The 22,878-nt window shown below is 36.7% G+C and carries 16 protein-coding genes and 1 tRNA gene; 10 read left to right on the top strand and 7 right to left on the bottom strand.

Annotated elements, in window-relative coordinates; translation table 11 throughout:
• Positions 1 to 8: 8 nt before the first annotated feature.
• Positions 9 to 1,322, bottom strand: a complete 1,314-nt coding sequence (locus PXG98_RS05080) for a DUF418 domain-containing protein (protein WP_276389337.1) — start codon at positions 1,320 to 1,322, stop codon at positions 9 to 11.
• Positions 1,323 to 1,608: 286 nt separating this feature from the next.
• Complete coding sequence (locus PXG98_RS05085; RefSeq protein ID WP_276389338.1) at positions 1,609 to 2,289, bottom strand: class I SAM-dependent methyltransferase; 681 nt, start codon at positions 2,287 to 2,289, stop codon at positions 1,609 to 1,611.
• A 322-nt stretch (positions 2,290 to 2,611) separates the two neighbouring features.
• Here PXG98_RS05085 and PXG98_RS05090 point away from each other — a divergent pair, with 322 nt between their 5' ends.
• The 3 genes from PXG98_RS05090 (at position 2,612) to PXG98_RS05100 (ending at position 4,942) form a co-directional block, all read left to right on the top strand.
• Positions 2,612 to 2,959 (top strand): YciI family protein, encoded by a 348-nt coding sequence (locus PXG98_RS05090; protein WP_276389339.1) that lies wholly within the window; start codon positions 2,612 to 2,614, stop codon positions 2,957 to 2,959.
• Positions 2,959 to 4,212: an RNA polymerase sigma factor gene (locus PXG98_RS05095; protein ID WP_276389340.1), complete on the top strand. Its 1,254-nt coding sequence runs from the start codon at positions 2,959 to 2,961 to the stop codon at positions 4,210 to 4,212. The genes PXG98_RS05090 and PXG98_RS05095 overlap by 1 nt, the downstream gene beginning before the upstream one ends.
• Positions 4,213 to 4,501: 289 nt before the next feature.
• Entirely contained in the window at positions 4,502 to 4,942 is a 441-nt protein-coding gene (locus PXG98_RS05100) for a hypothetical protein (RefSeq protein WP_276389341.1), read from the top strand.
• Positions 4,943 to 5,132: 190 nt separating this feature from the next.
• Here the strand turns inward: PXG98_RS05100 and PXG98_RS05105 are convergent, their stop codons facing one another.
• Entirely contained in the window at positions 5,133 to 5,360 is a 228-nt protein-coding gene (locus tag PXG98_RS05105) for a hypothetical protein (protein ID WP_276389342.1), read from the bottom strand.
• 738 nt (positions 5,361 to 6,098) lie between these two features.
• Here PXG98_RS05105 and PXG98_RS05110 point away from each other — a divergent pair.
• The 7 genes from PXG98_RS05110 to PXG98_RS05140 all read left to right on the top strand — a co-directional run bounded on the left by PXG98_RS05110 (position 6,099) and on the right by PXG98_RS05140 (position 17,725).
• Positions 6,099 to 8,711 carry a helix-turn-helix transcriptional regulator gene (locus PXG98_RS05110; RefSeq protein ID WP_276389343.1) on the top strand — a complete coding sequence of 871 codons (2,613 nt, stop codon included), beginning with the start codon at positions 6,099 to 6,101 and terminating at the stop codon, positions 8,709 to 8,711.
• Positions 8,712 to 9,220: 509 nt separating this feature from the next.
• The gene (locus PXG98_RS05115) at positions 9,221 to 10,876 is read left to right on the top strand and encodes an amidohydrolase family protein (protein WP_276389344.1); all 1,656 of its coding nucleotides are present in this window, start codon (positions 9,221 to 9,223) and stop codon (positions 10,874 to 10,876) included.
• Positions 10,877 to 10,917: 41 nt separating this feature from the next.
• Positions 10,918 to 12,267 (top strand): metal-dependent hydrolase family protein, encoded by a 1,350-nt coding sequence (locus PXG98_RS05120; protein WP_276389346.1) that lies wholly within the window; start codon positions 10,918 to 10,920, stop codon positions 12,265 to 12,267.
• Positions 12,268 to 12,424: 157 nt separating this feature from the next.
• Positions 12,425 to 13,954 (top strand): amidohydrolase family protein, encoded by a 1,530-nt coding sequence (locus PXG98_RS05125; RefSeq protein WP_276389347.1) that lies wholly within the window; start codon positions 12,425 to 12,427, stop codon positions 13,952 to 13,954.
• Between the two features lie 70 nt (positions 13,955 to 14,024).
• A complete protein-coding gene (locus tag PXG98_RS05130) occupies positions 14,025 to 14,918 on the top strand; it encodes a hypothetical protein (protein ID WP_276389348.1) in 894 nt (297 codons plus the stop codon).
• A 32-nt stretch (positions 14,919 to 14,950) separates the two neighbouring features.
• The gene (locus PXG98_RS05135) at positions 14,951 to 16,201 is read left to right on the top strand and encodes a carbohydrate porin (protein ID WP_276389349.1); all 1,251 of its coding nucleotides are present in this window, start codon (positions 14,951 to 14,953) and stop codon (positions 16,199 to 16,201) included.
• Positions 16,202 to 16,555: 354 nt separating this feature from the next.
• Complete coding sequence (locus tag PXG98_RS05140; RefSeq protein WP_276389350.1) at positions 16,556 to 17,725, top strand: DcaP family trimeric outer membrane transporter; 1,170 nt, start codon at positions 16,556 to 16,558, stop codon at positions 17,723 to 17,725.
• A 336-nt stretch (positions 17,726 to 18,061) separates the two neighbouring features.
• Here the strand turns inward: PXG98_RS05140 and PXG98_RS05145 are convergent, their stop codons facing one another.
• From PXG98_RS05145 to PXG98_RS05160, 4 genes are all read right to left on the bottom strand, one after another.
• Positions 18,062 to 19,741 (bottom strand): hypothetical protein, encoded by a 1,680-nt coding sequence (locus PXG98_RS05145; RefSeq protein WP_276389351.1) that lies wholly within the window; start codon positions 19,739 to 19,741, stop codon positions 18,062 to 18,064.
• Positions 19,742 to 20,126: 385 nt separating this feature from the next.
• Positions 20,127 to 21,152 (bottom strand): Ig-like domain-containing protein, encoded by a 1,026-nt coding sequence (locus PXG98_RS05150; RefSeq protein WP_276389352.1) that lies wholly within the window; start codon positions 21,150 to 21,152, stop codon positions 20,127 to 20,129.
• A gap of 622 nt (positions 21,153 to 21,774) precedes the next feature.
• A tRNA-Asp gene (locus PXG98_RS05155) sits at positions 21,775 to 21,848 on the bottom strand.
• Positions 21,849 to 21,920: 72 nt separating this feature from the next.
• Positions 21,921 to 22,850 carry a DUF58 domain-containing protein gene (locus tag PXG98_RS05160; protein ID WP_276389353.1) on the bottom strand — a complete coding sequence of 310 codons (930 nt, stop codon included), beginning with the start codon at positions 22,848 to 22,850 and terminating at the stop codon, positions 21,921 to 21,923.
• Positions 22,851 to 22,878 lie beyond the last annotated feature (28 nt).

Consider the following 22,878-nt stretch of genomic DNA (forward strand, 5'->3'; position numbering starts at 1 on the left):
AACTAAGGTTATTTTGATATTTTCCTTTTAAAAGGTTGCACCTGCTTGTAAGTTAGTGTCCGCCATAACCATTCTAATGGTCCAAATCTGTAGTACTTAAGCCAAATAGGACTAATTATTAATTGGAAGATCCAAATTGAAATAACAACATAATACAATTCGTATCGCTGTAGTTTTCCAAACATTGAAAAGCCAATCCCAGTAAAAATTATGGCACAAATAACCGAATGCATTATATAATTGGTTAGCGCCATACGCCCTACTGCGGCCAAAGAATTCTTTAACACAGAAATAATATTGAGTTTGCAAAATATCATGACTAGGCCAATATGGCCAAAGGAAACTGCAATACGTCCTATGGCATAAGTAAGTTCAGCTTTCTGAAAGGCCTCTAATGAAAAATTACTATTTAATACAGTCATAGTTTCATAATAATTAACAGAGAGCCCTATTCCATATCCAATAAGAATCATTTTGAGGTAGGATTTGTAACTCAATTCGGCAGTAATAACCCTAAGTTTATACAAGGCTATTCCCAATAGCATCATGGCCAATATGTCCCAGGGATTATGATCGTAGTTATATTCACTTTGCAAGAACCTGTTTACTGGTGCAAGAAATAGAACAACATCGAAGTAGCCTTTATGCATACTTTCGGTATTTTCCTTCACTTCCTCAGGAGGTGTTTTGTATTCAGACACCAAGGCTTCCCAGGCCGTGCTACCTTTTTTAATATCTTCGGGAATTGTTGTTTCATCTGAATAAGTCTTAGCTAGCTCATATTGCTCTAGGTACTTCATATTCTTGGAATATTCATAGACCCCCAAAGCCATCCCAAAGAGTGTAAGGACTGCTGCAGCAAGTATTAATTTCTTAGGAGAAGTGTCTCGGAAGGGAAATAAAAATAGCCCGTAAAGTCCATAAGCAAATAAAATATCTCCAACCCACAAGATTAAATACCCGTGAATTATTCCAAAAATTAGTAGCCAGATAGTGCGTCGATAATAAATATCTGCAACCTCAAGCCCGCCACCTTTTTTAATCATTCTTGAGGTCATTAGGACCATTCCTACCCCAAAAAGCATTGAAAACATAGCTCTCATAGTGCCTTCAAAAAACATATTATTCATGATCCAGACATAGAGATTATATCCTTCTGAACCGCCCTGGACGGTTGGGTCTACATAAGCCCAAAGTACCAGACCGAATCCGGTTATATTCATTAATAAGATGCCAAGAAGGGCAACACCTCTTAAGACATCAAGAGACTTAATTCTTTCAGCGCCTGATACAGGGCCAAGTTGGTTTATTTTTTGGTTCATTTGGGTTGGTTTTTTAAAAATTGAAATAATCATGAAATAGGCATTTCATTTTTTCAGGATTAAGGTACATTAATTATTCCCGAGTATAAACAAATATGTACTACTGTATTCCCAAACTTTTTGAATGAATTTGTAGAATCTTAAAAGTATAGCCTTGTATATGTAAAAACCTCCAATCCTGCTTCTAGATTTTTAAGGATATATGGTCTAACTCTTTCCTTGCAAATAATACGCCAATGCCCTGCTAACAAGGGATGATACTATTTCTCGTAAGTCCAAGATGGATTTATTTAGCCTTAATAATATATTGGTAAGGAAGCAGATCAACTGTAAGTTCAAAACTGGTATAACCCGCTTCTTTTAATTCTGCTATAACTACATCAATAGATATTTTATGGTCAGTTGGCGGCCCTACAGGAAGGCTGGATTTAAAAAAATCGATGACCACCAATTCGCCCGTTTCCTTAATCCCATTTTTGACTTTTATAAAATAGGCACTTCTATCTTCTATATGATGATAGGTATTTACTATCAGTACCATGTCTACTTCCTGATCGGATAGTCCAGGGCTGTCAAAAGGAATTTTTCGAATCTCAATATTTTTAAGTTTGTTTTTTTCAATTCGCTCCTTAAGGGCCGATTGAAATTCGTCACTTACATCGGCAGCGATTACTTTGGCTCCTTTCTCGGCAAGTTTTACAGAAAAATAACCAGAACCTGCCCCAATATCCATAATCTTTTTATTGTTTAAGTCACCTAAATATTGCAATACTACCTCTGGTTTTTGGTAGGCATCCCTTTCTGCTGATTCAAATCGTTTAATTAAATCCTCTGTGGAGGATTGATGCATAAATTCATTGGCAGTATTTGCGCCGGCCTTTTTCGTTTGATGTTTTTTATGTTGTGAAAAAGCCAATGTTGCAATCATTAAAACTGCTAAAAAAAGGAATGATTTTTTATTTTTCATGATTAGTTGCCATTTCAATATTTATATAGTTCGCCTACCAATATTAGCCTGACTAAATTTAATCATTCTAACGGTATTCTATGGTTCAGTTAAGTTGAAAATTTACTGTTCTCAGATTAAATGAAAAAGTCTATCTTGAAATCTTGAATCTTATTATAGCGAATTTTCATTTTAAATTCGAGGGTTTAATGCCATTGTTAATGCGTTCTTGGATGCGTCTATTTGACTTTACTAAAAGATAGAGAAAATAAAAATTGAAAATTTGTCCTTTTTTTAGTCAGGTATACGTCTTAAAAGTATAAACAAACAAAATAGTATAATTATGAAAGAATTTATGATGATTTTTATTGGAGCAGACTATGCGGCTCTTGGACTTTCACCAGAGGAATTACAGAGCAGAATGGGTAAATGGTTTGCATGGGGAAACAAAATGGAACAAGCCGGTATCCTACGTGGCGGGAATGCTTTAACCCCTGAAGTTCGAAGAATAGTAGGAGAAAATAGGACCGTAAGCGATCTAACTTCGGCAGAAATTAAGGAAATTGTTGGCGGTTATTACAATGTTATGGCAAAAGACTTTGATGCCGTTCAGGAAATAGCACAAGACTTTCCGGATTATGATTTAGGCGGAACGGTTGAGATTAGGGAAATAATGGTTTTCGATCGCTAATGGAGACAAAGAACATAGACCATCTTTTTAGACATCACAGCGGGAAGATGGTTTCTGTTCTTGTACGAGTATTTGGACTTAACCATCTGGATATTATTGAAGATGCCGTACAGGACACCTTTATTAAAGCCAGTATTACATGGAGAAGGCAGCAACCAGAAAATCCAGAAGCCTGGCTAACCAAAGCGGCTAAAAATAGGGTCATTGATATTTTTCGGAAACTAAAAACTGAAAAAAAGAATCTGCCCTCAATTCAAAAAGGTACAGATTTAATAGCTATCAATGAGTTTTTCTTAGATGCGGAAATTGAAGATGCACAACTTCGAATGATTTTTACAGCCTGTCATCCTAAACTAAATCCTTCGGACCGTATTTCTTTTGCTCTAAAAACTGTTTCAGGTTTTAGCACCAAGGAAATATCCTCTGCTTTGCTTACCAAAGAAGATACGGTTAAGAAACGACTGGCCAGAGCACGAAGAGTTATAAAAGACTCAAAATTGCAGTTTAATATCCCGGTTGGGGCCGAATTGCCAAATAGATTGGAAAGTGTTATGGAGGTGCTTTATCTTATTTTTAACGAAGGTTTCCATTCGAATAAAAAGGAAGAACTAATACGTAAAGACTTATGCGGGGAGGCCATGCGTCTATGCCAACTACTATTAAAAAACCATTTAACCAGAACATCTGCGAGCTATGCTCTTTATGCCTTAATGTGTTTTCATTCTGCCAGATTAGCTACAAAAACTAGTGCGAACAACGAATTGTTGGATTTAGAGCACCAGGACCGTACTAAATGGCATTTGCCCTTGATTGAATTGGGAAATATGATGATGTTCAAAGCCGTAGAAAAATCAGAGCTTTCATGCTATCACTTCGAGGCAGCTATTGCCTCGGAACACCTTCGAGCTCAGCGTTTTGAAGACACCAACTGGGATAAGATTCTATCTTATTACCAGAGCTTGTATACCATACAGCCCATGGCAACCCATATTCTTACTATGGCGGTAGTATGCATACAGCAAAAGAATTTTAGCAAGGCCAAAGATTATTTAGATCAGATCTCCCCAAATAATTTTGAACAAAGGGCATATTTGTACCACGCCGCACTAGCCGATTATTTCTGTCGAACCCGTCAAAATGGTCGGGCTATTGTTGCGTTGGATAATGCTCTGGAAACGGTAAACAATAAGCAGGAAAAAGAATATTTGTTGAAGAAGAAAAAAAGGCTAATTGAAAATGGACAGCCTAAGTAGCAAATTCAATGTATTTAATTCTTCTTATGATATCTGTGAAATTTGGAATAATGGAATTTGGTTGAACTTCAAATTGCTTTCTACTTACATTAAATCCTTGGTCTTTTCACCACCAAATCTTATTTTCTAAATATTTATAAGATGTTGTATATCTGTAGTATAGAGTAAAAAATGCAACATAATTTACATCTAATAAAAAAAAATTACAACTATTTACAACCAGGGTGTTTAGTGTTCATCTGATAATTATTGCATTTTGCTTTCATTAGAAATCTAAAATCCATTAATCATGAGAAAACTAATCTTTCTATTAATCGTATGCAGCTGTTTATCGTATTCTTGCTCAAGTGATGATTCTGAAAATATTGAGGAAGTTGTAGCAAAAAGTAATGCTGAACTTACTAAAGATGCTCTGGTACCGTTTGCAGGAACATGGAGTGGCAGTTGGACAGGGGAAGAAAGTCTAAACTTAGTAGGAGATACCGACAGTGGAACGAACACTTTTGTTATTGCCTCGGATGGAACATTAGCATCTGGATCTTCGTATTCCGAATTTTTTGAGAACACACGAGAGCTTGTCTCTGTATCCTTAAATGAAGATGGTACGTTTACTTTCACCTATGATAATTCTGCTTATTCAATCGTTCAATTTTCAGATAATATTTATTCAACAACCTGGTACTACGCTGATGGAAGCTATGGAGGTAGGGGAAATGGAAGTAAAGGTTAAGAAGGAGAGGACGGGAGTAAGTTTAAAACTGTGTATTATTTTTTTACACTAGAGAATTAGGGATAGATGCTTTTAAGAAGCTCTTGAAGAAAGCATAAAATGGGGTAGCAAAATATGATTTGAATTAGAGTTACCTTATAACACTGTTTTTATAAATAACTTCAAAAGCTTCGTCGGCGTGTGTTTGAAGTCAAATACAAGCTTTGGAAGGGGTCTCTAACTTCTCAGTGTATTTAGCTGTGTTAACCCCATTTGGCTTAATTTGAATATCCGGGCCATTCACCTTAATATAAACTTCCGTCCAATCCTTAGGGTCAATAGTGTTCTCTGCAAAATTTTTGTCTTCGACTTTTGGAAAGACTGCGGGAAAGATAGCAGGCCATGGATATAGCGAGTTATAAGGTCTGTTCTCATCCATTAAACTTCCCCACAAAGAGTATATGCCATTGCCTTCGCGAGGAGTAAAATTTGAAAATTGTCCAAGCTGGCATCTATAAATCCAATATCTGCCTAATAATTCATTATTTAATTCGAATCCGGAACTCTTTTGGCACTAAATCTTATGTGCCAATAATGGCCCCATCATCTGCTTTGAAATACGCACTAGATCCTTCCCAATCGCCAAGGTATTCTCCTTGAATTAAATTCGACTACACGATATTTCACCGCATACTGCGAATAAAGCTAGCAACAGACCTAATAAATACCTTAATTATATTTTATACTAGATCTAAATGTAGTTAATGACTTTGGCATATACCATTTTAAGAGATATCGACGATCATTTAAAGATATTTTTTTTGGTAGTTTCGAATTAAAACCAAAGTGGAGTATATTTACAGTCAACTAAGGGAAAAAGAAAATTTCTAATCTATGCTTCATTAAATTTTTTAATCTATTTGATTAAAAATACTTATATATTTTTCATGCAGTGAGGTCCTAATTTTAGTAAATTGTAAATAATACGACTGAATTGTAAATACACTAAATACTAGAAGTAGTATACGAGTAAAAATGGAATATCAGATTAATATCTAGGTTAATCTTACTATCTCCTTCACTTCTTTAGTTGAAGAAGATAGAACGTTAATAAAGATTTCATTCTAACTGAATGGTTGTTAAGGTCGTTCTCTTTTTAAACGGTAAATAAAAGTAATTGAATTCGAGATTATACAGACCGCCAGTTAGTAAGTCTTCTGTTTATCGAAATCGCCTCAATGTTGATTTCGTCGATAATTCCTATCCAATATATTTGGTGGTGGCTTCTGCTGGTTATGGAAAAACGGAACTTGTAAGTCAATGGGTTCAATTAACAAGTCGCAAGTGCTGTTGGATTTCTTTAGAAGAAAGTCATAATAATTTGGAGAACATATTCTATGATTTAGGGTGCTGTCTTTTAGATTTAGGATATAAACAAGGAAACACATTTATTTCAATTTCAAAAAATTTAGACTTTCCTAAATTCGAGTTTCTTGTTACGCTTTTTGAAAATGTCTTTTATGCTGTTAAAGAGTCAATAGTTTTAGTGTTTGACGATTTACATCGGATTTCAAATAAATTCGTAAAAGAGTTCTTATTGTCAATTTCCTTAATTTTTAGCAGACAAATCACTAAAAGCTTAGTTTTTATCTCACGAGAGAATAATGATTTGGATTACTCAAGTCTAGTAAATTACAATAAGATTCACATTATTGGCTCCGAGGAACTGAAGTTTAACCTTGAAGAGACTGAAGCATTTATTTCGAAAAAAGAAATTAAAAATAGGGCTTCTGCCATTATCCATGAGTTGAACGTTAAATCCGAAGGTTGGATTCTATTGATTAACTATATACTTTCTTCTGCCGAATTGAGTCATGCCTCCTTGTCAGGAATAGACATACGAAAAAAGGCTTTTGATACTTTGATTAGTCAAGATTGGGAATTGGGTTCCAGCAGGTTAAAAGAAGACCTAAGAATTCTTTGTTTTGCGCATAAATTTAATAAGGAACTCTATGGAAGGGTTGTACAAACCTTGGACAGTACTATTACAGATGAAGAAATCACTGAGTATTTTGATGTTTTAGTAGAATCAATTTCTTATATAATTCCATTAGATAATAAAGGTGAATGGTTTAGACTTCATCATTATATTCAGGAACAATTTTTAATCATTGTTAAACAACAATATTCTCAAGGAATAAGGGATAAAGTTGTAAACGAAATAGCCGATTTTTTCGAAGAAAAAAGTCTAATAGAAGATGCGCTTTTAATTTTAAGTACATATGACCATCATTCCAAGTCAGTTGATATTGTTAAAAGGCATTGGATTGAAATGTTAAACTCTCATCAACTGAATGTCTTGAAGTATTGGATGTTTTTAATTCCAGAATCCTTACATATCAATCATCTTGAACTTATATATATCCGTGCTGTTTTACATGATTTGTTTAATGATGGTTCTTCTATCTTGAATGAACTTGACATGGCCGAAATTCTGCTTAGAGATATTCCATTAGATAATGAGCTCTGGGGATACTATTGGGTGTTAAAGTCCATGGGGCTATTCTACTTAAAAGATTTTCGATCTTCTTTATCATATTCGGAAAAAGGAATGAAATTGGTTTCATCGGAAAGCAGCTGGTTTTCGGGCTTTGGTTTAGTCTACTATTTGATGAGCCATAACTATTTATCTTCTAGGGAAGAAACGCAGGTACATCTACTAGAATTGCATAGTTTACCGAGCGAGAATAGAATTGACAGAATGAACAAGAATATTATTCTTGTATCAAACTATCTGATATTGGGTGATTTTAACAAAGCCCTTCTACTTTCAAAAACTATCACAGCAATCGCTTTGTCAGAGAAGCATCATGTTATTTATGTAATGGCAAATTATTTTGTAGCCAAAATCCTATATCTTCAGAATAAAATTGAAGAATCACTTATATATATTAATAAAAATCTTAATCAGGAATTTGATGCTAGACCACTCTGGATCATCCATAGTTATTGGGTAAAAGTACTTTGCTTGGAAGCAAAATCAGTAAATAGAGAACTTTTAAATAACCAAATTAAAGAGTTGAAATTATATATTGACAGATATTCAAATCCATTCTACAATAATTACAAATTACTTATGGATTTAGAAATAGGATTCATGGTGAAAAAACAAGCTGAAACTCGTACTATTGATCTGGATTACAATATAATTACACCTACAATTTACTTATTCTTTCCTGAGATTATCGAAATAAAAGCGAACATATCTAAGGGCTATTTTCAAGAAGCATTGAGGTTAATTAATTATTATGAAAGTGAACTTCCCTACTATAAGAATTACCTTTTCTATACAAGATTAAGAATTTGTAAAATAATTTGTTATGATGAATTAAATAAAGAATCGGCAGCACTTAAACTATTAGATCAGTTATTGTTGGATACTGAAAAAAACCAGATAATTCAAGAATATTTAAGTTATGGCGCTTATTTGTATTCCTTGCTTAATGAATTACTGAGAAATAGGCCATTCCAACCCTACATTAAAAAGATAGTTAACTTGATTCAGGTTAAAGCCGATTTAGAAGATCAAAAGTCCCTAAGGGCTTATTTAAATGCAAGAGAAATTGAGATACTACAGCTGATTGAATTAGGTCTGATGAATAAAGAGATTGCAGATAGGCTTAATTTGTCTTATGGTACGATTAAGACCTATATTTATGGTCTTTACAAAAAACTAAGAGTAAAAAATAGAAAAGAGGCGCTCGCTGTATTCAAAAATTCCCTTCTGTAATTTTAGCTCCCTTAACTTAAGCCTTTATTGTGTGTCTATAAATAACTCTAAACTTATTAACACCTAAGGAAGGTCATAGATTAAATTATTGTCCCTTATACCCTTTTATTTTTTAGGGTTATTAGTTTTTGTCTAATTAAAATTATTCTTTGAATATCCTTAGATTCTCTAATGATTAATGAAAGTTCTAGTTTACCCAAAAAAGCATGAATTCTTTCATCGCTTCTTTCTGCTGCACATTAACAAAACAAAGCCAAAAATCCTGTAAAAAAATGACCCTGCCCATTGGTTGAGAATCTCCTAGACTAGGCTAGACTTGAAAAATTATAACCATCATTTAAGCGAAGGCCACTTATGGCGAATAATCTACATCTGGTAGTATTCTATCTGAGGCCACTCTTATTTTAGAAAATTGACTTTTTATTGACTTTTTATTCACTGTGATATTTAAAAAAAAATACTGTTAATCGCTACCTTAATAAAATGTTTAATTATTCTAATAATCACAAATGCACACAATTCACAAAACGTTGAAAGCACTTGCTATTCTAACTATACTTTTAGGTCAATTTAGTTTTTCTCAGGATTATGATCTTGTCATTCTTAATGGCAGAGTCATGGACCCTGAGTCCATGTTGGATGCCAAACTAAATGTTGGCGTAAAGGACGGTAATATTATCACTATTACAGAAAACACAATTTCGGGTAAAAATACAATTGATGCTACAGGGCATGTAGTCGCTCCAGGTTTTATCGATACCCATTTTCATGCCCTGGACGGCTTGTCTGTAAAGATGGCTGCAAGGGATGGAGTGACGACAGGGATGGACCTCGAAATTGGCTCCATTTTCGTAGAGGAATGGTATCAGGCAAAAGAAAATGCGTGGCCCTTAAATTATGGTACTGGTGTGAGCCATGAAGGCATAAGAATACAAGTACATGATCCAGAAACCAAACTTCCGGAATGGGCCGATGCCCCTGTTTTACTCGGGAAATTAAGAGCTGATGCTTGTGCAGATGGGACTTGTGGTTGGCAAGATACACAGAGCGATATAGAACATTTAAATAGACTATTGCAATTGGCAGATATGGGCTTTAAGCAGGGTGCACTTTCTTTCTCCTCCACCATAGGGTATATGGTTAAAGGCGTTAGTACTTTGGAGATGTACAAAATGCAAGAACTTGCTGGTAAATATGGTCGTGTATCTACCGCTCATGTTCGATTTCATGGGAACCCAGTTAATCCTCAATCTTCATTAGGAACAGACGAAATTTTGGCCAATGCACTGGCATTAGATGCTCCGTTGCTGTTATTACATAATAATGATTTTGGATGGAAGGAGAATGAAGACAAATTGCAAAACGCACGAGCTCAAGGTTTTAATGTGTGGTCAGAGTATTATCCATATGATGCTGCCTCGACATCCATATCATCTAGTTTTTTTAAACCAGAAATGTATAAAGGGGTTTTTGGTGCTAAATATGAAGAAACCATGTATGATCCGATAGCAGATAAATTCTTAACTGAGGACGAGTATGTCAAAACAACCAAAGAAGATCCTAGCAGGCTTGTCGTTGTTTTTAATCCAAGTCGGAAGGAATGGTTACCCAATTGGTTGTTAATGCCTCATATGACAGTCGCTTCTGATGCCATTTATTCAGGTAAAGGGGTTGATTCATGGGATCTTCCTTATACAGATTATCAAGGCCATCCTAGAACGGCAGGTACGCGTGCTAAGGTATTGAAGCTTGGAAGAGAGCAAGGTGTACCACTAATGTTTAGTATCGCACAGATGGCCTATTGGCCAGCTAAACATTTGGGAGATGCAGGTTTAGAGGCCATGCAAAAAAGAGGAAGGCTTCAAGAAGGAATGGTCGCCGATATCACAATCTTCAATCCAGAAACAGTAACAGATAACGCAACTTACAAATCGGGTGAGCAAGGGATGCCATCCACCGGGATACCTTATGTTATTGTTGGTGGTAAGTTGGTTGTTGAAAACTCTGAATTCAAAAAAGTTTGGGCCGGTCAACCTATTCGTTATCCAGTTACTTCAGAAAGTAAACATGAAGAATTAAGTCAGGAAAAATGGCAAAGGCAACATGGCATTCCAACCATCTCTATTCATGATATACAACTTGAGCCTGAAAGCCATAAACATTAATCCTAAAAACAAGCATAGACATTAATCCAAAAAACAAAATTATGAAAGGAAAAAGAATTAGAATAAAGACGTCCATATTAAGAATTTGCTTAGTAATACTTTTGGCGCCTTTTTATTTACTAGCGCAAGACCAAGTATTAATTAAGAATGTTAGAATATTTGACGGTGTAAACAACGAGTTGTCCTCATCAACAAACCTACTAATTGAAGACAACCTTATAAAAACGATTTCTCCAAATGCTAAGGCTGGAAAAAATGTAACAGAAATAGATGGCAATGGAAAAATTCTCATTCCTGGTCTAACAGACTGTCACACACACATCATGTGGAATGACAATATTGAATTTTTAGTGTATGGAGCACCAGAAGGTTATGTAGGGGCAATGGCCTCAGTGAATGCTAGAGAAATGCTAATGCGGGGGTTTACCACCGTTAGAGACGTTGGGGGGCCATCTATTGGTTTAAAAAAGGTTATTGATAAGGGATTAACACCCGGGCCGAGAATTTTACCATCAGGGGCATTTGTATCCCAAACATCTGGCCATGGCGACTACGACCCGAAACTTTGGTATTTATCCCCTCACTTTACAGGACAAATTGATAAAGCATACCTCCGAGGATGGACCATAATTGCGGATGGTGAGGCTGAAGTTAGAAAAGCCACCAGAGATATATTAAGAGGAGGGGTAAGCCAAATTAAAGCTTTTGGCAGTGGTAGTATTACAGGGGCTCACGATCCTCTAGATGTCACGGAGTATACCTTTGAAGAACTTAAAGTCATAGCAGAAGAAACAGCAAAATGGGGAACATATGCTACAATTCATGCCTATTCAAATGAAGGCATTCAAAATGCGATAAAGGCAGGTTTTGAATCAATTGAACATGGCTTATTTGCTAGTGACGAAACCTTTCAAATGATGAAAGATAACGACGTATTCTTTTCAACCCAGTTTTTAGCATTTAGCTTAACACCAGAGCAAGCAGGTATGCAAGGAGAATCCGCTAATAAATATCTAATCGCTCAAGCGGGTGCTCAAGCGGGTTATAAGGCTGCGAAAAAAGCAGGCGTAAAGATGTCTTGGGGTACAGACGCTCTTGGTTCACTAGAACTCCAACGTATGCAAAGTCAAGAGTTTATTGCCAGATCAGAATATTTTTCAGGGTATGAAATCCTCAAACAAGCCACCTCTAATAATGCCGAGCTTTTTGAGCGAAGTGGCAAAAGACACCCTTATCAGGAAGGATCTATTGGTGTAATAAAAGAAGGAGCTTATGCTGATTTATTAATAGTAGAAGGGAATCCCTTAGAAGATATTACGCTTTTAGCCGAGCCTGAAAAAAACCTAGTTCTCATCATGAAGGATGGTAAAGTTTACAAGAATAAACTCTAAAGTGCAAATAATTCATATAGTGATGAATCATAGAATAATAATATATTTTTTATGCATTAGTCTCTTTACGGGATGTTCAGGTTCTACTAACGCCTCGAAAAAGATCAAAATACCAATTGATACTGAATTTGATCTTGTAATACTTAACGGACGGGTCATGGATCCAGAAACTGGATTTGATGCGATGATAAATGTTGGGGTTCTTGATGGTCATATTGCATTAATAACTGAAGAGAAAATCTCTGGCAAGGAAACAATTGATGCAACTGGTCATGTGGTGACTGCAGGTTTTATTGAAACGCATAACCACTGGACGCGTACCATGGGGTATAAAATGATGCTGAGGGATGGTGTGACTTCTTCTTTTGATCTTGAATATGGGACAGTAGGAACTCGAGTGGCAGAGTGGTATAAGGAGAGGGAAGGAAAGTGTCAGGTAAACTTTGGTACAGCATCGAGTCATGAAGGAGCACGTTCATTAGTGCTTGACGAAGTAGAAACAACCTTTGATGCTCCGGTAGCACATTTTGGGAGAGCCCCTCAGTATACAAAGTGGTCGGACCATCACCCTAATCTTCATGAAGGGAATCAAATATTAAAAGTTATAGATCAAGGCCTCCAAGATGGGGCAATTGGAATTAGTAGCACATTAGGTTATATGCGAGGTGGGGCCTCTACACGTGAGGTTTTTGAGTTACAAAAGTTAGGTGGGAAATATGGGCGACAGTTTGGCGCGCATGTCCGGATGACGCCAGGTACCTATGACCAAGAAGCAAATAGCGCACAAGAATTGTTGGCCAATGCTGCGGCTTTGGGTGCGCCGGTTTTAATTTGCCACTTTAATAATAACGGTTGGGATATTGTAGAAGAGCTAATTGTAGGACTGCAAGAAAGAGGAATTAATGCTTGGGGCGAAATATATCCTTATGCCGCAGGACAAACTAACATAAATGCTGTCTTTCTAAAACCTGAAATATGGGTAGATCAATTAGGCCATACGTATGAGGAAACTATGGTTGATCCGGTTACGGGAAAGTTTTTGACTCGGTCTGAAAGAGATGCTTTGCTTGCCAGAGATCCAACACATGAAGTGATTTTATATAAAATGCCTAAAGAAGAGATTCCAAAATGGTTGAAACTTAAGCATATTACCATGGCAAATGATGCTTTATTTCCTGAAGAGGCAGATCCTGATTGGGATACCCCCTATGATGAAGTTGGAAACATGCATCCCAGAACACCTGGTGCCAGAGGAATTAGTTTAAGGCTAGGTCGTGAGCACGGTATTCCTCTCATGCACACCTTGGCACAGCTTAGTTACAATTCTGCTAAGCACCTTGGCGATATGGGACTGGAATCTATGCAAAAAAGAGGACGTATGCAGGAAGGCATGGTTGCTGATATTGTAATTATTGACCCAAATAATGTGAGTGATAACTCTACCTACCAAAAGGGTAATGTTGTTACTACCGGAATTCCCTATGTATTGGTAAACGGAGTAATTACAGTAAAGAATTCGGAAGTATTAAAAGTATTTGCCGGACAACCTATACGCTTCACTCAAATGCAATCAAAACTGGAACCTCTTGACCCTGAAAAATGGAAGTCAAAGTTTTATGCCCCAGTTGAAGTGAAAGGAGATGGATGCCTTCCACACCCGGATACACAACCTGAATATTTTGATTAGGACATTGGAATAGAGTCCGAACTTGTCTGAAGTATTGAAATTTTTCAATTAATTGAAACGAGACTATCACATGAACACAGGAAATATTTTATTAGTGCCCATGTCAATATTATATATAGGTATCCTTCCATCTTTTTCACAATCAGAGCAAGAATACAATGCATCAAATCTTGCTAAAGAATTGGCAAATCCTAATGCAACAAGAGGGCAATTGTTTAATAATTTTGACTATGTTCGATATGACGGAAATGTGTCGGATGCAGGACAAAATGGATTAGTTTACGGCTTCCAGCCGAGTCTTCCTGTTCCTTTATCTGAAGGGGTAAATCTTTTTGTTCGTCCTCTGATCCCGGTATACTTAAATCAACCAGTATTAGGAACTAATGGTTTTGAAAACAAGACTAGTTTTGGGAATATAAGTGTAGATGTGGCTGTTGGAAAAACATGGCCGTCTAAATGGATGACGCTTGTTGGTGTTTTTGCTGGATTTCCAACGGCAGGTAATGAAGAGTTGCGTTCCAACTTCACCACATTGGGACCAGAAATTGTAATTGGAAAGGCAACATCATGGGGGTTTGTAGGACTTATGGTAAATCACGCCTGGAGTCTGAATAGTAAGGATCCGGACCCAGAGAGCTTTACGATATTATCTGATAGTTTTTGGACGACCACAGCCGGAAGAGAAAAAGCAAGTGTTACTGCAGGTCAATATTTTTACACGGTTAACTTGAAGAAGGGATGGCAAATACAAGGTACCCCAACATGGGCGTATAATCACGAAGGAACGGACGGAAATAAGTTCTCATTTCCAATTGGAACAGGTATTACTAAAGTCACCAATTTTGGTAAGTTACCCATAAAACTAAACTTACAATATTGGTACTACATTGCCTCTCCCCAAAACTTTGGACCTCAACAGCAAATTAGATTATCAATTATACCAATTATTAATTTACCCTGGTAATGAATGTTACAACATTTTAAATAATAAATAAGATGAAAAAGAGTACATACCTAGTTGTTTTATTAATCATTCTCGGATCATTCCCGCTTTCTGCTCAGCAGGACCCTGCCATAAACAGAGACATTTCGGGTCCAGGATCTGTAATGAATCAGTTAGACAATGATGAAGAGAGTCAGGGATTAAGAGCGTGGTACATTCTAGATAGCCTAGACAATGCCAAAGAACGATTTTACGATAAGACTGGATTTAAAATTAGTGGAGATTACAATTCCCAAATAATGGCTGCGACAGATGCTATAGGAAACAATATTGGCGCTAGTGGAGTATTCAGAATTTATGGTAAATGGAACCTTATTAATCATGGAAGTGATAAAGAAGGTGGTATCATATTTAAGGTAGAAAACAGGCATAGGTATACCGAAAATGCTCTTAGGGAGTATGGTCCGGTAGATATTGGGTACGCTGGGCTATTGCAATCTGTCTATAACAATCAGGGATGGAGGGCCACCAATTTATACTGGCGTCAGGAATTTGGGAAGAGCAAAATAGTCGCATATGGAGGATTTGTAGATATTACGGACTGGACAGATGTATATGCAGTTGCTAGTCCATGGCAGAGTTTTAATAATATTGTTTTTGCCACAGGTTCAGGAGCCCTAGGAGGGGCTTACCCGGATGGTTCGATGGGGTTCATGGTAAGTGGTTGGTTGACGGATAATTTGTATGCAGTTGGCAGTTTAGTAGACGCTAACGGAGACGCGACCCAGTTTTGGAAAGGTTTCGACACCTTCTTTACTGATTTTGAGACAGTAAAAACGTTTGAGTTGGGATATTCCCCTGGGGTTGAAATGCTCTTTCTAAGAAACATACACTTAACGTTTTGGCAGGTGGATGCAAGGAGAGAAGCCAATACGCCCTCAGGTTGGGGAATCATTGGATCTGCAAGTTGGGCACTGGGAGCGCAATATCAGTATCTACCCTTTTTACGATTTGGCTGGGCCAAAGATGGCCTCGCCTTTTACGAGTACTCCATCAGTACGGGAATAGCCTTTAATATTGCAGGTCCGAATACAGTCGGCATTGGACTCAATTACAATAAACCAAATGAAAGCACTTTTGGGATCGATTTAGATCCACAATTTACCGGGGAGGTTTTTTATAAATTCAAATTAACACATCATTCAGAGATAACCCCAAACATTCAATTTTTGGGAAATCCAGCCTTTAATCCAGATAACAGTTTTATAGCAGTATTTGGCTTAAGAGGTAGGTTCTACTTCTGATTTTATGAGTCTTTTAATTTAATTTTCAAGACTATATTTTTAATTATAAATTAAGTCAAATGCCACTCTTTCGTATTCATTTACCCGGTTTAAGCTTATTTAGGTGTCCAACATTAAGACCCCATTGAAATATATGGTCTTGTTATGAATCTCCCAAAAGCATGCAGGATGCCAAGTTTTTGAATTATGTTCAAAAAGACAACTTCAGATATAAATTAAATAAATAGGGGAAGATGTACTCTTAATGAAAGAAAACTTATTGAAAACTAATCTTTTAAGACTTTTAGATCTAAATGCAAAGCGATGGTTCATAAAAAATGGGAATGTTTTCCTTAATACTAAAAAATCTATATTATGATTGTTCGAATATCACATTTCTGGTTAACTACAAGATTCCTAATACTATTCATTATTGTCGCATTTATTGGTGGCAGTGAGAATCTATGGTCGCAAGACTCCAAAGACAAAGATGAACTGCCTCCAGGTTGGTGGCAGTTACCTAAACTAGATACCCGTTTAAATTTAGGAGGCTATGTGAAATTGGACTATATTCAAGACTTTAATCCCATTGGTTCGCCTGACTTCTTCAATACGGCAACGATTCCTACGGACGGATCAACCGGGTCATCGGCAAATCTGAACGCCAAAGAAACAAGGCTCCATCTTGATGCGATTCGGGGAACTGGCATTGGGGATATACGTTTGTACATAGAAGGAGACTTTTTTGGCACCAATGGAGCGTTTCGTTTACGTCATGCTTTCGTTGACATAGCGGACAAGTGGCGGGCAGGTCAGTGGTGGTCTAATTTTATGGATGAGGACATTATACCTGCTACACTTGATTTTGAAAAACCTGCGGCCTACGTCTTTATTCGACAACCTCTAATTCGATATAAACACGCTCTTGGTTCTTCTTATATTGCTTTTTCCATTGAAAAACCTAGTAAGATTGGGCAACAACCCGAACAGGATGGTGCTTTTTTTTCACCCATTCCTGATATTACCGTCAGATACAGGCATAACAGAGACTGGGGCCACCTTCAACTATCCACATATTACGCCCTAATGCAATACAGATATGAGGAAGGGGGCGATGTAAACACTTCATTATACGGTTTGAATCTATCAGGAATAATACGAATCCTAGGAGAAGACAGATTGGGGTTTCAGGGCGTATACGGACCTGGTATTGGCAGATACAGGGGAGGTGGCTCTACAGCCTTGAATGAAGATGGAACTATAGACGCGTTGACAGAATTTGGCATCTTTTTTTCTTATGAGCATTATTGGTCTAAGAAATGGACTAGCCTCCTTGTGTATAATTACGGGGACATCGATAATACCCTAGGACAGCCAGAAGGAAGTCCGCACGCGACTGGCTATGTCGCGGCGAACCTCATTTGGCATTTTATCGATAATGCATTTGTAGGAATGGAATATCTAAGGGGTTTTAGGGAAGATTTTGATGGTTCTAGGGGGTACGCTAACAGGCTACAGATTAGTGTAAAATACACCTTCAATTAATCTAGGAGCCATAGATTTGGGATGCTGTTGATCATTTACATTTAGGTTAAACATAATATAATCAAAAAGTGGTGTCTTTCCGGGTTCTTTTTGACTACTAATCTGCCAAGAGATGCTGTTAGAGAGTCTTTTAGGGGCTCACCAATCGATTAAGTATTAAGTGAACTACTACCTATAGATTTATAGCTGTTATGCCACTTTTAGGGAGGCTGTTTGTTATTTGGTTTGGACACGGGCTTCTTTTATTATATTTTTCTGCTAGCTTTAATAATTAAAGAAGTAAAGCCCCAAAGAGTTATTTCGGGGCTTTAATTTTAGTATACACAGACAATATAATTATAAATCATTACAGCTATGGGCAATATCCCGAGTTTCCGTTGAGGTCTCGATAATTTTATCGATAATGGTGTTGCCACGAACGGTTACCTCAATATAGTCTGCTTCCACCTCAGTTATAACTCCGGTGAAACTATTGAAGGCAAATTGGGTAAGTATTTCTTGCCCGGTTAAAGCCATATTATCTTCTTGGTATTTTCCTGAGATTCTGAATTTTTGTACGAAGGGGACTCTTATATTTTGATATTGTTGGTAGATATCTGCAACTGCAATTGCGGTACCAGGAGGAACACCTACTTCCCTTGATACTGAAACTTCAACAGACTTTTCAGTGCTAATACTCCTAGACCGAGTATTGGTTTCCGTTGCAGTTTTCGAGTATTCATAACTACCGGTAATTGATCCGGTGATGGACTGTTTGGTTCCACTACCAAAGAATTTGGCTTCTGCTTCGTAGGCTACTTCTACACTTACTTCAACACCAGCAGTGTTTGTGGTTGAAACAGACATTGTTTCTTCATATCCGGCAACCTGAGTTGTCGCAATGGTAGTACTTTCTCCCACAGTTTGCGTCAATGTTCCACTACTACAGTTTCTCAAAGTACTGTTATAGGCACTATTAGTAGCAGAAGGCGGCATAATGGGTTTGGCAAATTGCGAATCAACCACTTGCACATCCCAATCTATATCAAAAAGCAATATTCTAAAGTAATTGGGATCTGTAGGAGTATTATTCGATGCAATTAGAAAATTACTGCCAGATATAACCAAAGGATTCGCTGTATTAAAAGGCACTATAGAAAACAATCCAGGCCCTTCTTTAATTATTTTGAACCAGTAGTTAGTAAAAAATTCAACATTTGTATTGGTGCCGTTCCTTTCTAAGTTCTCTCTGGTTTGAATATTTAGTCGGGTACCCGACATATAGAGATAGTGGATGTCATTTCCATTTTTAACGGCCATGGAATAGAACCCTTCATTATTGGGGATTTTTTGGAAGTAATAGGTTGTAAAATTCTCAAAATACTCCGGGTTTTCTGCATAATTCAAATCCGTCCTGACCTTCATATCCATGCTAACGCTACTTTCATTTAGGTATCCTTGCGAACCAGGGGCAGCAATTACTTCATTTTCTTTGTTAACTACTTGTACATAGTATTTTAAATCTGGTCGCAGGCTTATATCTGCGAATAAGTCGTCTAAACCTTCGGCCCCGATTTCTTCATCTTCTGGGCTTGGTTTGAATGATAGTTTAGTAAAGTCTTGGGTTGCCAAAACAGCGTCGTTTTCATCTCTTACCGTTACTTGAACAGCAACTCCATCTTTCAATTCACTTTCAATAGTAGCGTCAAGAGCATCATTTTCAAAGGAGAGTATGGCTAAATTGCTGTATTCATCGAAGCTTATTATTTGGTCTTCAATACCTGAAGATGATTCCATTGAAATCACTGCGGTAACTGGTTTATAGCCTCTTCTTGCAATTTCACGGGCACTTAGGCTTATTCCAATTTGTCCGTTGTCGGTCTCAAATTCACTGGTTGAAATGCTAGGTGCAAGTTCTTCAACTTCTCCATCTGGGTCCCTTTGGCCGTCGCTGTCTTCTTTGCTGCAAGCTATTGATACCATACATAGAGAGACAATTAAGAATCTTCTGGTTATTCTAAAGTTTGTTTTCATCATTTTTTGTTTTGCGGATTAAACTTGATTACTGTTTTGTGTGACCTGCTCGATAAAAAGTCTGCAGCCCTTAACCGAGCAAGACCACAAAACGGATGTCATTGATTAGATTGATTTTCAATGACTCTACAAACCTAGATTTCTGATTTTCAACAAAAAAAAATGAAGGGGGTACAAAGGGGGTACATCCTAAAAACTGCAGTATTTAAAGGGTGTTCGGGAGATTGAAAGAAAAGATAGGAAAGGCTAGATCCTTTTTTTTGAGCAATTTTTTTCAGGAAGTAGGGATCGTTATATTGTTATTGTTGATGTTTAGGTTCTCAGAAAAACCTAAACAACCCTCAACAATTCATTTATCTGTCAGAAAAGAGAAAAAGTCTATTACAGTTTATCTTTCCGATATAATTATCTCGCTAAGACGATTAACTACTTCGGTTCCCGGAAGACCCAATGGCATATCAGGATGATAATAATATTGTATAACGCCAACATCAATTTCGTTAAAACGATTACCTGCCCCACCTACGCCACCACACATAATGCTATTTTCTGCACCAAATCCACACTCTTCCACAGGTGAATGGCCTAGTCCTATCATATGACCTAATTCATGTTTAATGGTTCGACTATTATGTGCATAATCTGCAATCCAAACTCTATCTCCTCCGGCTATGCCGCCCAGTCCAGGAAATCTAAGGGCCAGTTCATAATAATCAGGCCATAGAAATTCTAGTTCCTCAATAGTACCAGAATGAAGAGTGACGTTGGCTGTCAACGAATCATCAATTACAGAAATTTCGAAACCGTCCGAAAACATAGAATTATATTCTTGGATAGAAAGAGATACTACACTACGAAGCTGATTGGTTACAAATCCAGACAAATACATTTGGGCCTTTTCTGTTCTTTTATAAAGTGGATAGTCCGTTTGGTCATATTGTACCTGAAACATAAAACTTCTTACAATTCTTTTCTCTGTGTCCCTCAGTGGCCCATCATCGACATCTTCAATCTGAACTGTTATTCTCGCAGTCACACTAGTCTTCCCATCACTTACAATAATGTCGAATAAGAAAGAATCATTGGTTTCGTAATCTAAAAGATAAGGACCATTTTCCGCTAGAGAAAACTCACCCGTATCTTTGTTAATTTCTACCTCATCGGCCGTTAAGAACTCAAGAGGATCGCCATCTGGGTCGCTAGCAGCTATTTTACCTATTATTGTTTGAAAATCATTATTTTCTAATACACTAAAGGATTGATCCATTACAACAGGACTGTTATTTGTCTCCTGAATAGGGTCATCGGCTTCATCAATAACAGCGTTATCCAAAACTTCATTTTCGGAACTTGAACAACTATTAAAAAGAAAGATAGAAAAAAAAGAAAATAACAAGATAACACTACCCTTCATAAGTTGGCTTTATTGCGACTTTAATATTGTCAATAAAATATGAAATTATTACTAAATATCCTATTAATCGTCGTTTCCTAAGTCAGAAAGAGAGTTCTTTTCTTCTTGAAGTTTTATTAGGACTCTTTCAAGTACAACCCTCATAATAGTCAATTGTTTTATATCTAATCTGTTCATAAAACCACGATATAGTAAATTCTAGAAGTTTACTTACTAATCATACTATTAATATAGAGTCTAGGGACGTTAACCTAAGGGGTTAGAAAAACCTTATTTTATTAATCATTGACAATTTTAGTTAAGTAATCAAGACGAAATTACAGAAAGTTAAGATGTCGAGAAATGTAAGAAAACGAATGACTAAAGAAATTTACTGTACGAAAATCGCACAAGTACAATAGACATAATCTTAAAAGTATTGATTAACTATACAAGGATTATTTACATTGCGGTCTGGACGGGATTGCTTTCTCACCTTCGCTCAAAAGCGGCCTAAAGTGTGGCCTCGCAAAATTTTCGCCCTTCGTTAGCTAATACTTTTTTACTTTCTCACTGAAAAAGTAAACTTTTACGTTTTGAAACTAAAAAAACCCCTCACATTTTTGTGAAGGGCTCTTTTTTGCGGTCTGGACGGGACTCGAACCCGCGACCCCCTGCGTGACAGGCAGGTATTCTAACCAACTGAACTACCAGACCGTTGCAATTAGCGTGTGCAAATATACATTGCTATTTCAATTGCACAAACAATTTTCTCTAAAATGTGAATAGTTAAAGAAAATTTTGGCGCTCAATCATAAAGGTATTTAACACCTTGGCGAAGGATTCTTTTATATCTACTTCTACATACTTTATTTTATATTTGGCACATTGCAGTTTTAGGTTTTTTAAAAATTTCGATATACCATCTTCATATGCCTCCTTTACTGTATCTGCATACAGGTCTATGTGTTTCCCTGTTTCTACGTCGACAAATCTTTTAGGGGAGTTTTCAAAATTAAAATGATATTCTTTCTCGAAGTCCATTAGATGAAAAATAACTACCTCGTGTTTATTGTATTTCAAATGCCTTAAAGCATCAAATATTTTATCGTCGTCCGAGGCGGTCTGGAACATATCGGTAAAGAGAAAAATTAAACTCCTTCTCTTTATCTTTTCTGCTATTTGATGAAGGTATGTATAGAGATGTGTCTCTTTTGCAGGGACTTTTTCCAGGCTGATTTCGCTTAGTTTTGCCAGTAACATTTGGTGCTGTCTTTCGCTCCCTTTTTCACTGCTGTAAAAAGAATATCTGTCGGAAAACACACTTAGTCCAACAGCATCTCTTTGCTTTTTTAATATTTTCATCAATGCAGCAATGGCCAGAACTCCAAAACCAATTTTATTTAAACTAGAAATAGAAAGATCATCTACTTCAGGATAGTACATAGAAGCTGAATTATCTAATATCATATGACACCTTAAATTCGTTTCTTCTTCGTACCGCTTTGTAAAAAGCTTATCTGTTTTAGCGAAGAGTTTCCAGTCTATGTGTTTTGTACTTTCTCCATTATTGTAAATCTTATGTTCGGCAAATTCTGCGGAAAAACCGTGAAATGGACTCTTGTGAATACCACTAATAAACCCTTCTACTATTTGGTTTGCTAGTAGTTCTAAATTTTGAAATAGCGGTGCTTTATGTAATTCAGACCTTAAATCCATAGGAGCAAGATAAACCAAAAAAGGTTTG

The sequence above is a fragment of the Eudoraea chungangensis genome (genome assembly GCF_029360665.1).
In the GTDB taxonomy this organism is placed as follows: domain Bacteria; phylum Bacteroidota; class Bacteroidia; order Flavobacteriales; family Flavobacteriaceae; genus Eudoraea; species Eudoraea chungangensis.

Excerpts from the sequence above, each read along its gene's own strand:
- PXG98_RS05080 (WP_276389337.1), bottom strand. The coding sequence starts at position 1,322 with ATGAACCAAAAAATAAACCAACTTGGCCCTGTATCAGGCGCTGAAAGA.
- PXG98_RS05085 (WP_276389338.1), bottom strand. The coding sequence starts at position 2,289 with ATGAAAAATAAAAAATCATTCCTTTTTTTAGCAGTTTTAATGATTGCA.
- PXG98_RS05090 (WP_276389339.1), top strand. The coding sequence starts at position 2,612 with ATGAAAGAATTTATGATGATTTTTATTGGAGCAGACTATGCGGCTCTT.
- PXG98_RS05095 (WP_276389340.1), top strand. The coding sequence starts at position 2,959 with ATGGAGACAAAGAACATAGACCATCTTTTTAGACATCACAGCGGGAAG.
- PXG98_RS05100 (WP_276389341.1), top strand. The coding sequence starts at position 4,502 with ATGAGAAAACTAATCTTTCTATTAATCGTATGCAGCTGTTTATCGTAT.
- PXG98_RS05105 (WP_276389342.1), bottom strand. The coding sequence starts at position 5,360 with ATGGATGAGAACAGACCTTATAACTCGCTATATCCATGGCCTGCTATC.
- PXG98_RS05115 (WP_276389344.1), top strand. The coding sequence starts at position 9,221 with ATGCACACAATTCACAAAACGTTGAAAGCACTTGCTATTCTAACTATA.
- PXG98_RS05120 (WP_276389346.1), top strand. The coding sequence starts at position 10,918 with ATGAAAGGAAAAAGAATTAGAATAAAGACGTCCATATTAAGAATTTGC.
- PXG98_RS05125 (WP_276389347.1), top strand. The coding sequence starts at position 12,425 with ATGGATCCAGAAACTGGATTTGATGCGATGATAAATGTTGGGGTTCTT.
- PXG98_RS05130 (WP_276389348.1), top strand. The coding sequence starts at position 14,025 with ATGAACACAGGAAATATTTTATTAGTGCCCATGTCAATATTATATATA.
- PXG98_RS05135 (WP_276389349.1), top strand. The coding sequence starts at position 14,951 with ATGAAAAAGAGTACATACCTAGTTGTTTTATTAATCATTCTCGGATCA.
- PXG98_RS05140 (WP_276389350.1), top strand. The coding sequence starts at position 16,556 with ATGATTGTTCGAATATCACATTTCTGGTTAACTACAAGATTCCTAATA.
- PXG98_RS05145 (WP_276389351.1), bottom strand. The coding sequence starts at position 19,741 with ATGATGAAAACAAACTTTAGAATAACCAGAAGATTCTTAATTGTCTCT.
- PXG98_RS05150 (WP_276389352.1), bottom strand. The coding sequence starts at position 21,152 with ATGAAGGGTAGTGTTATCTTGTTATTTTCTTTTTTTTCTATCTTTCTT.
- PXG98_RS05160 (WP_276389353.1), bottom strand. The coding sequence starts at position 22,850 with ATGGATTTAAGGTCTGAATTACATAAAGCACCGCTATTTCAAAATTTA.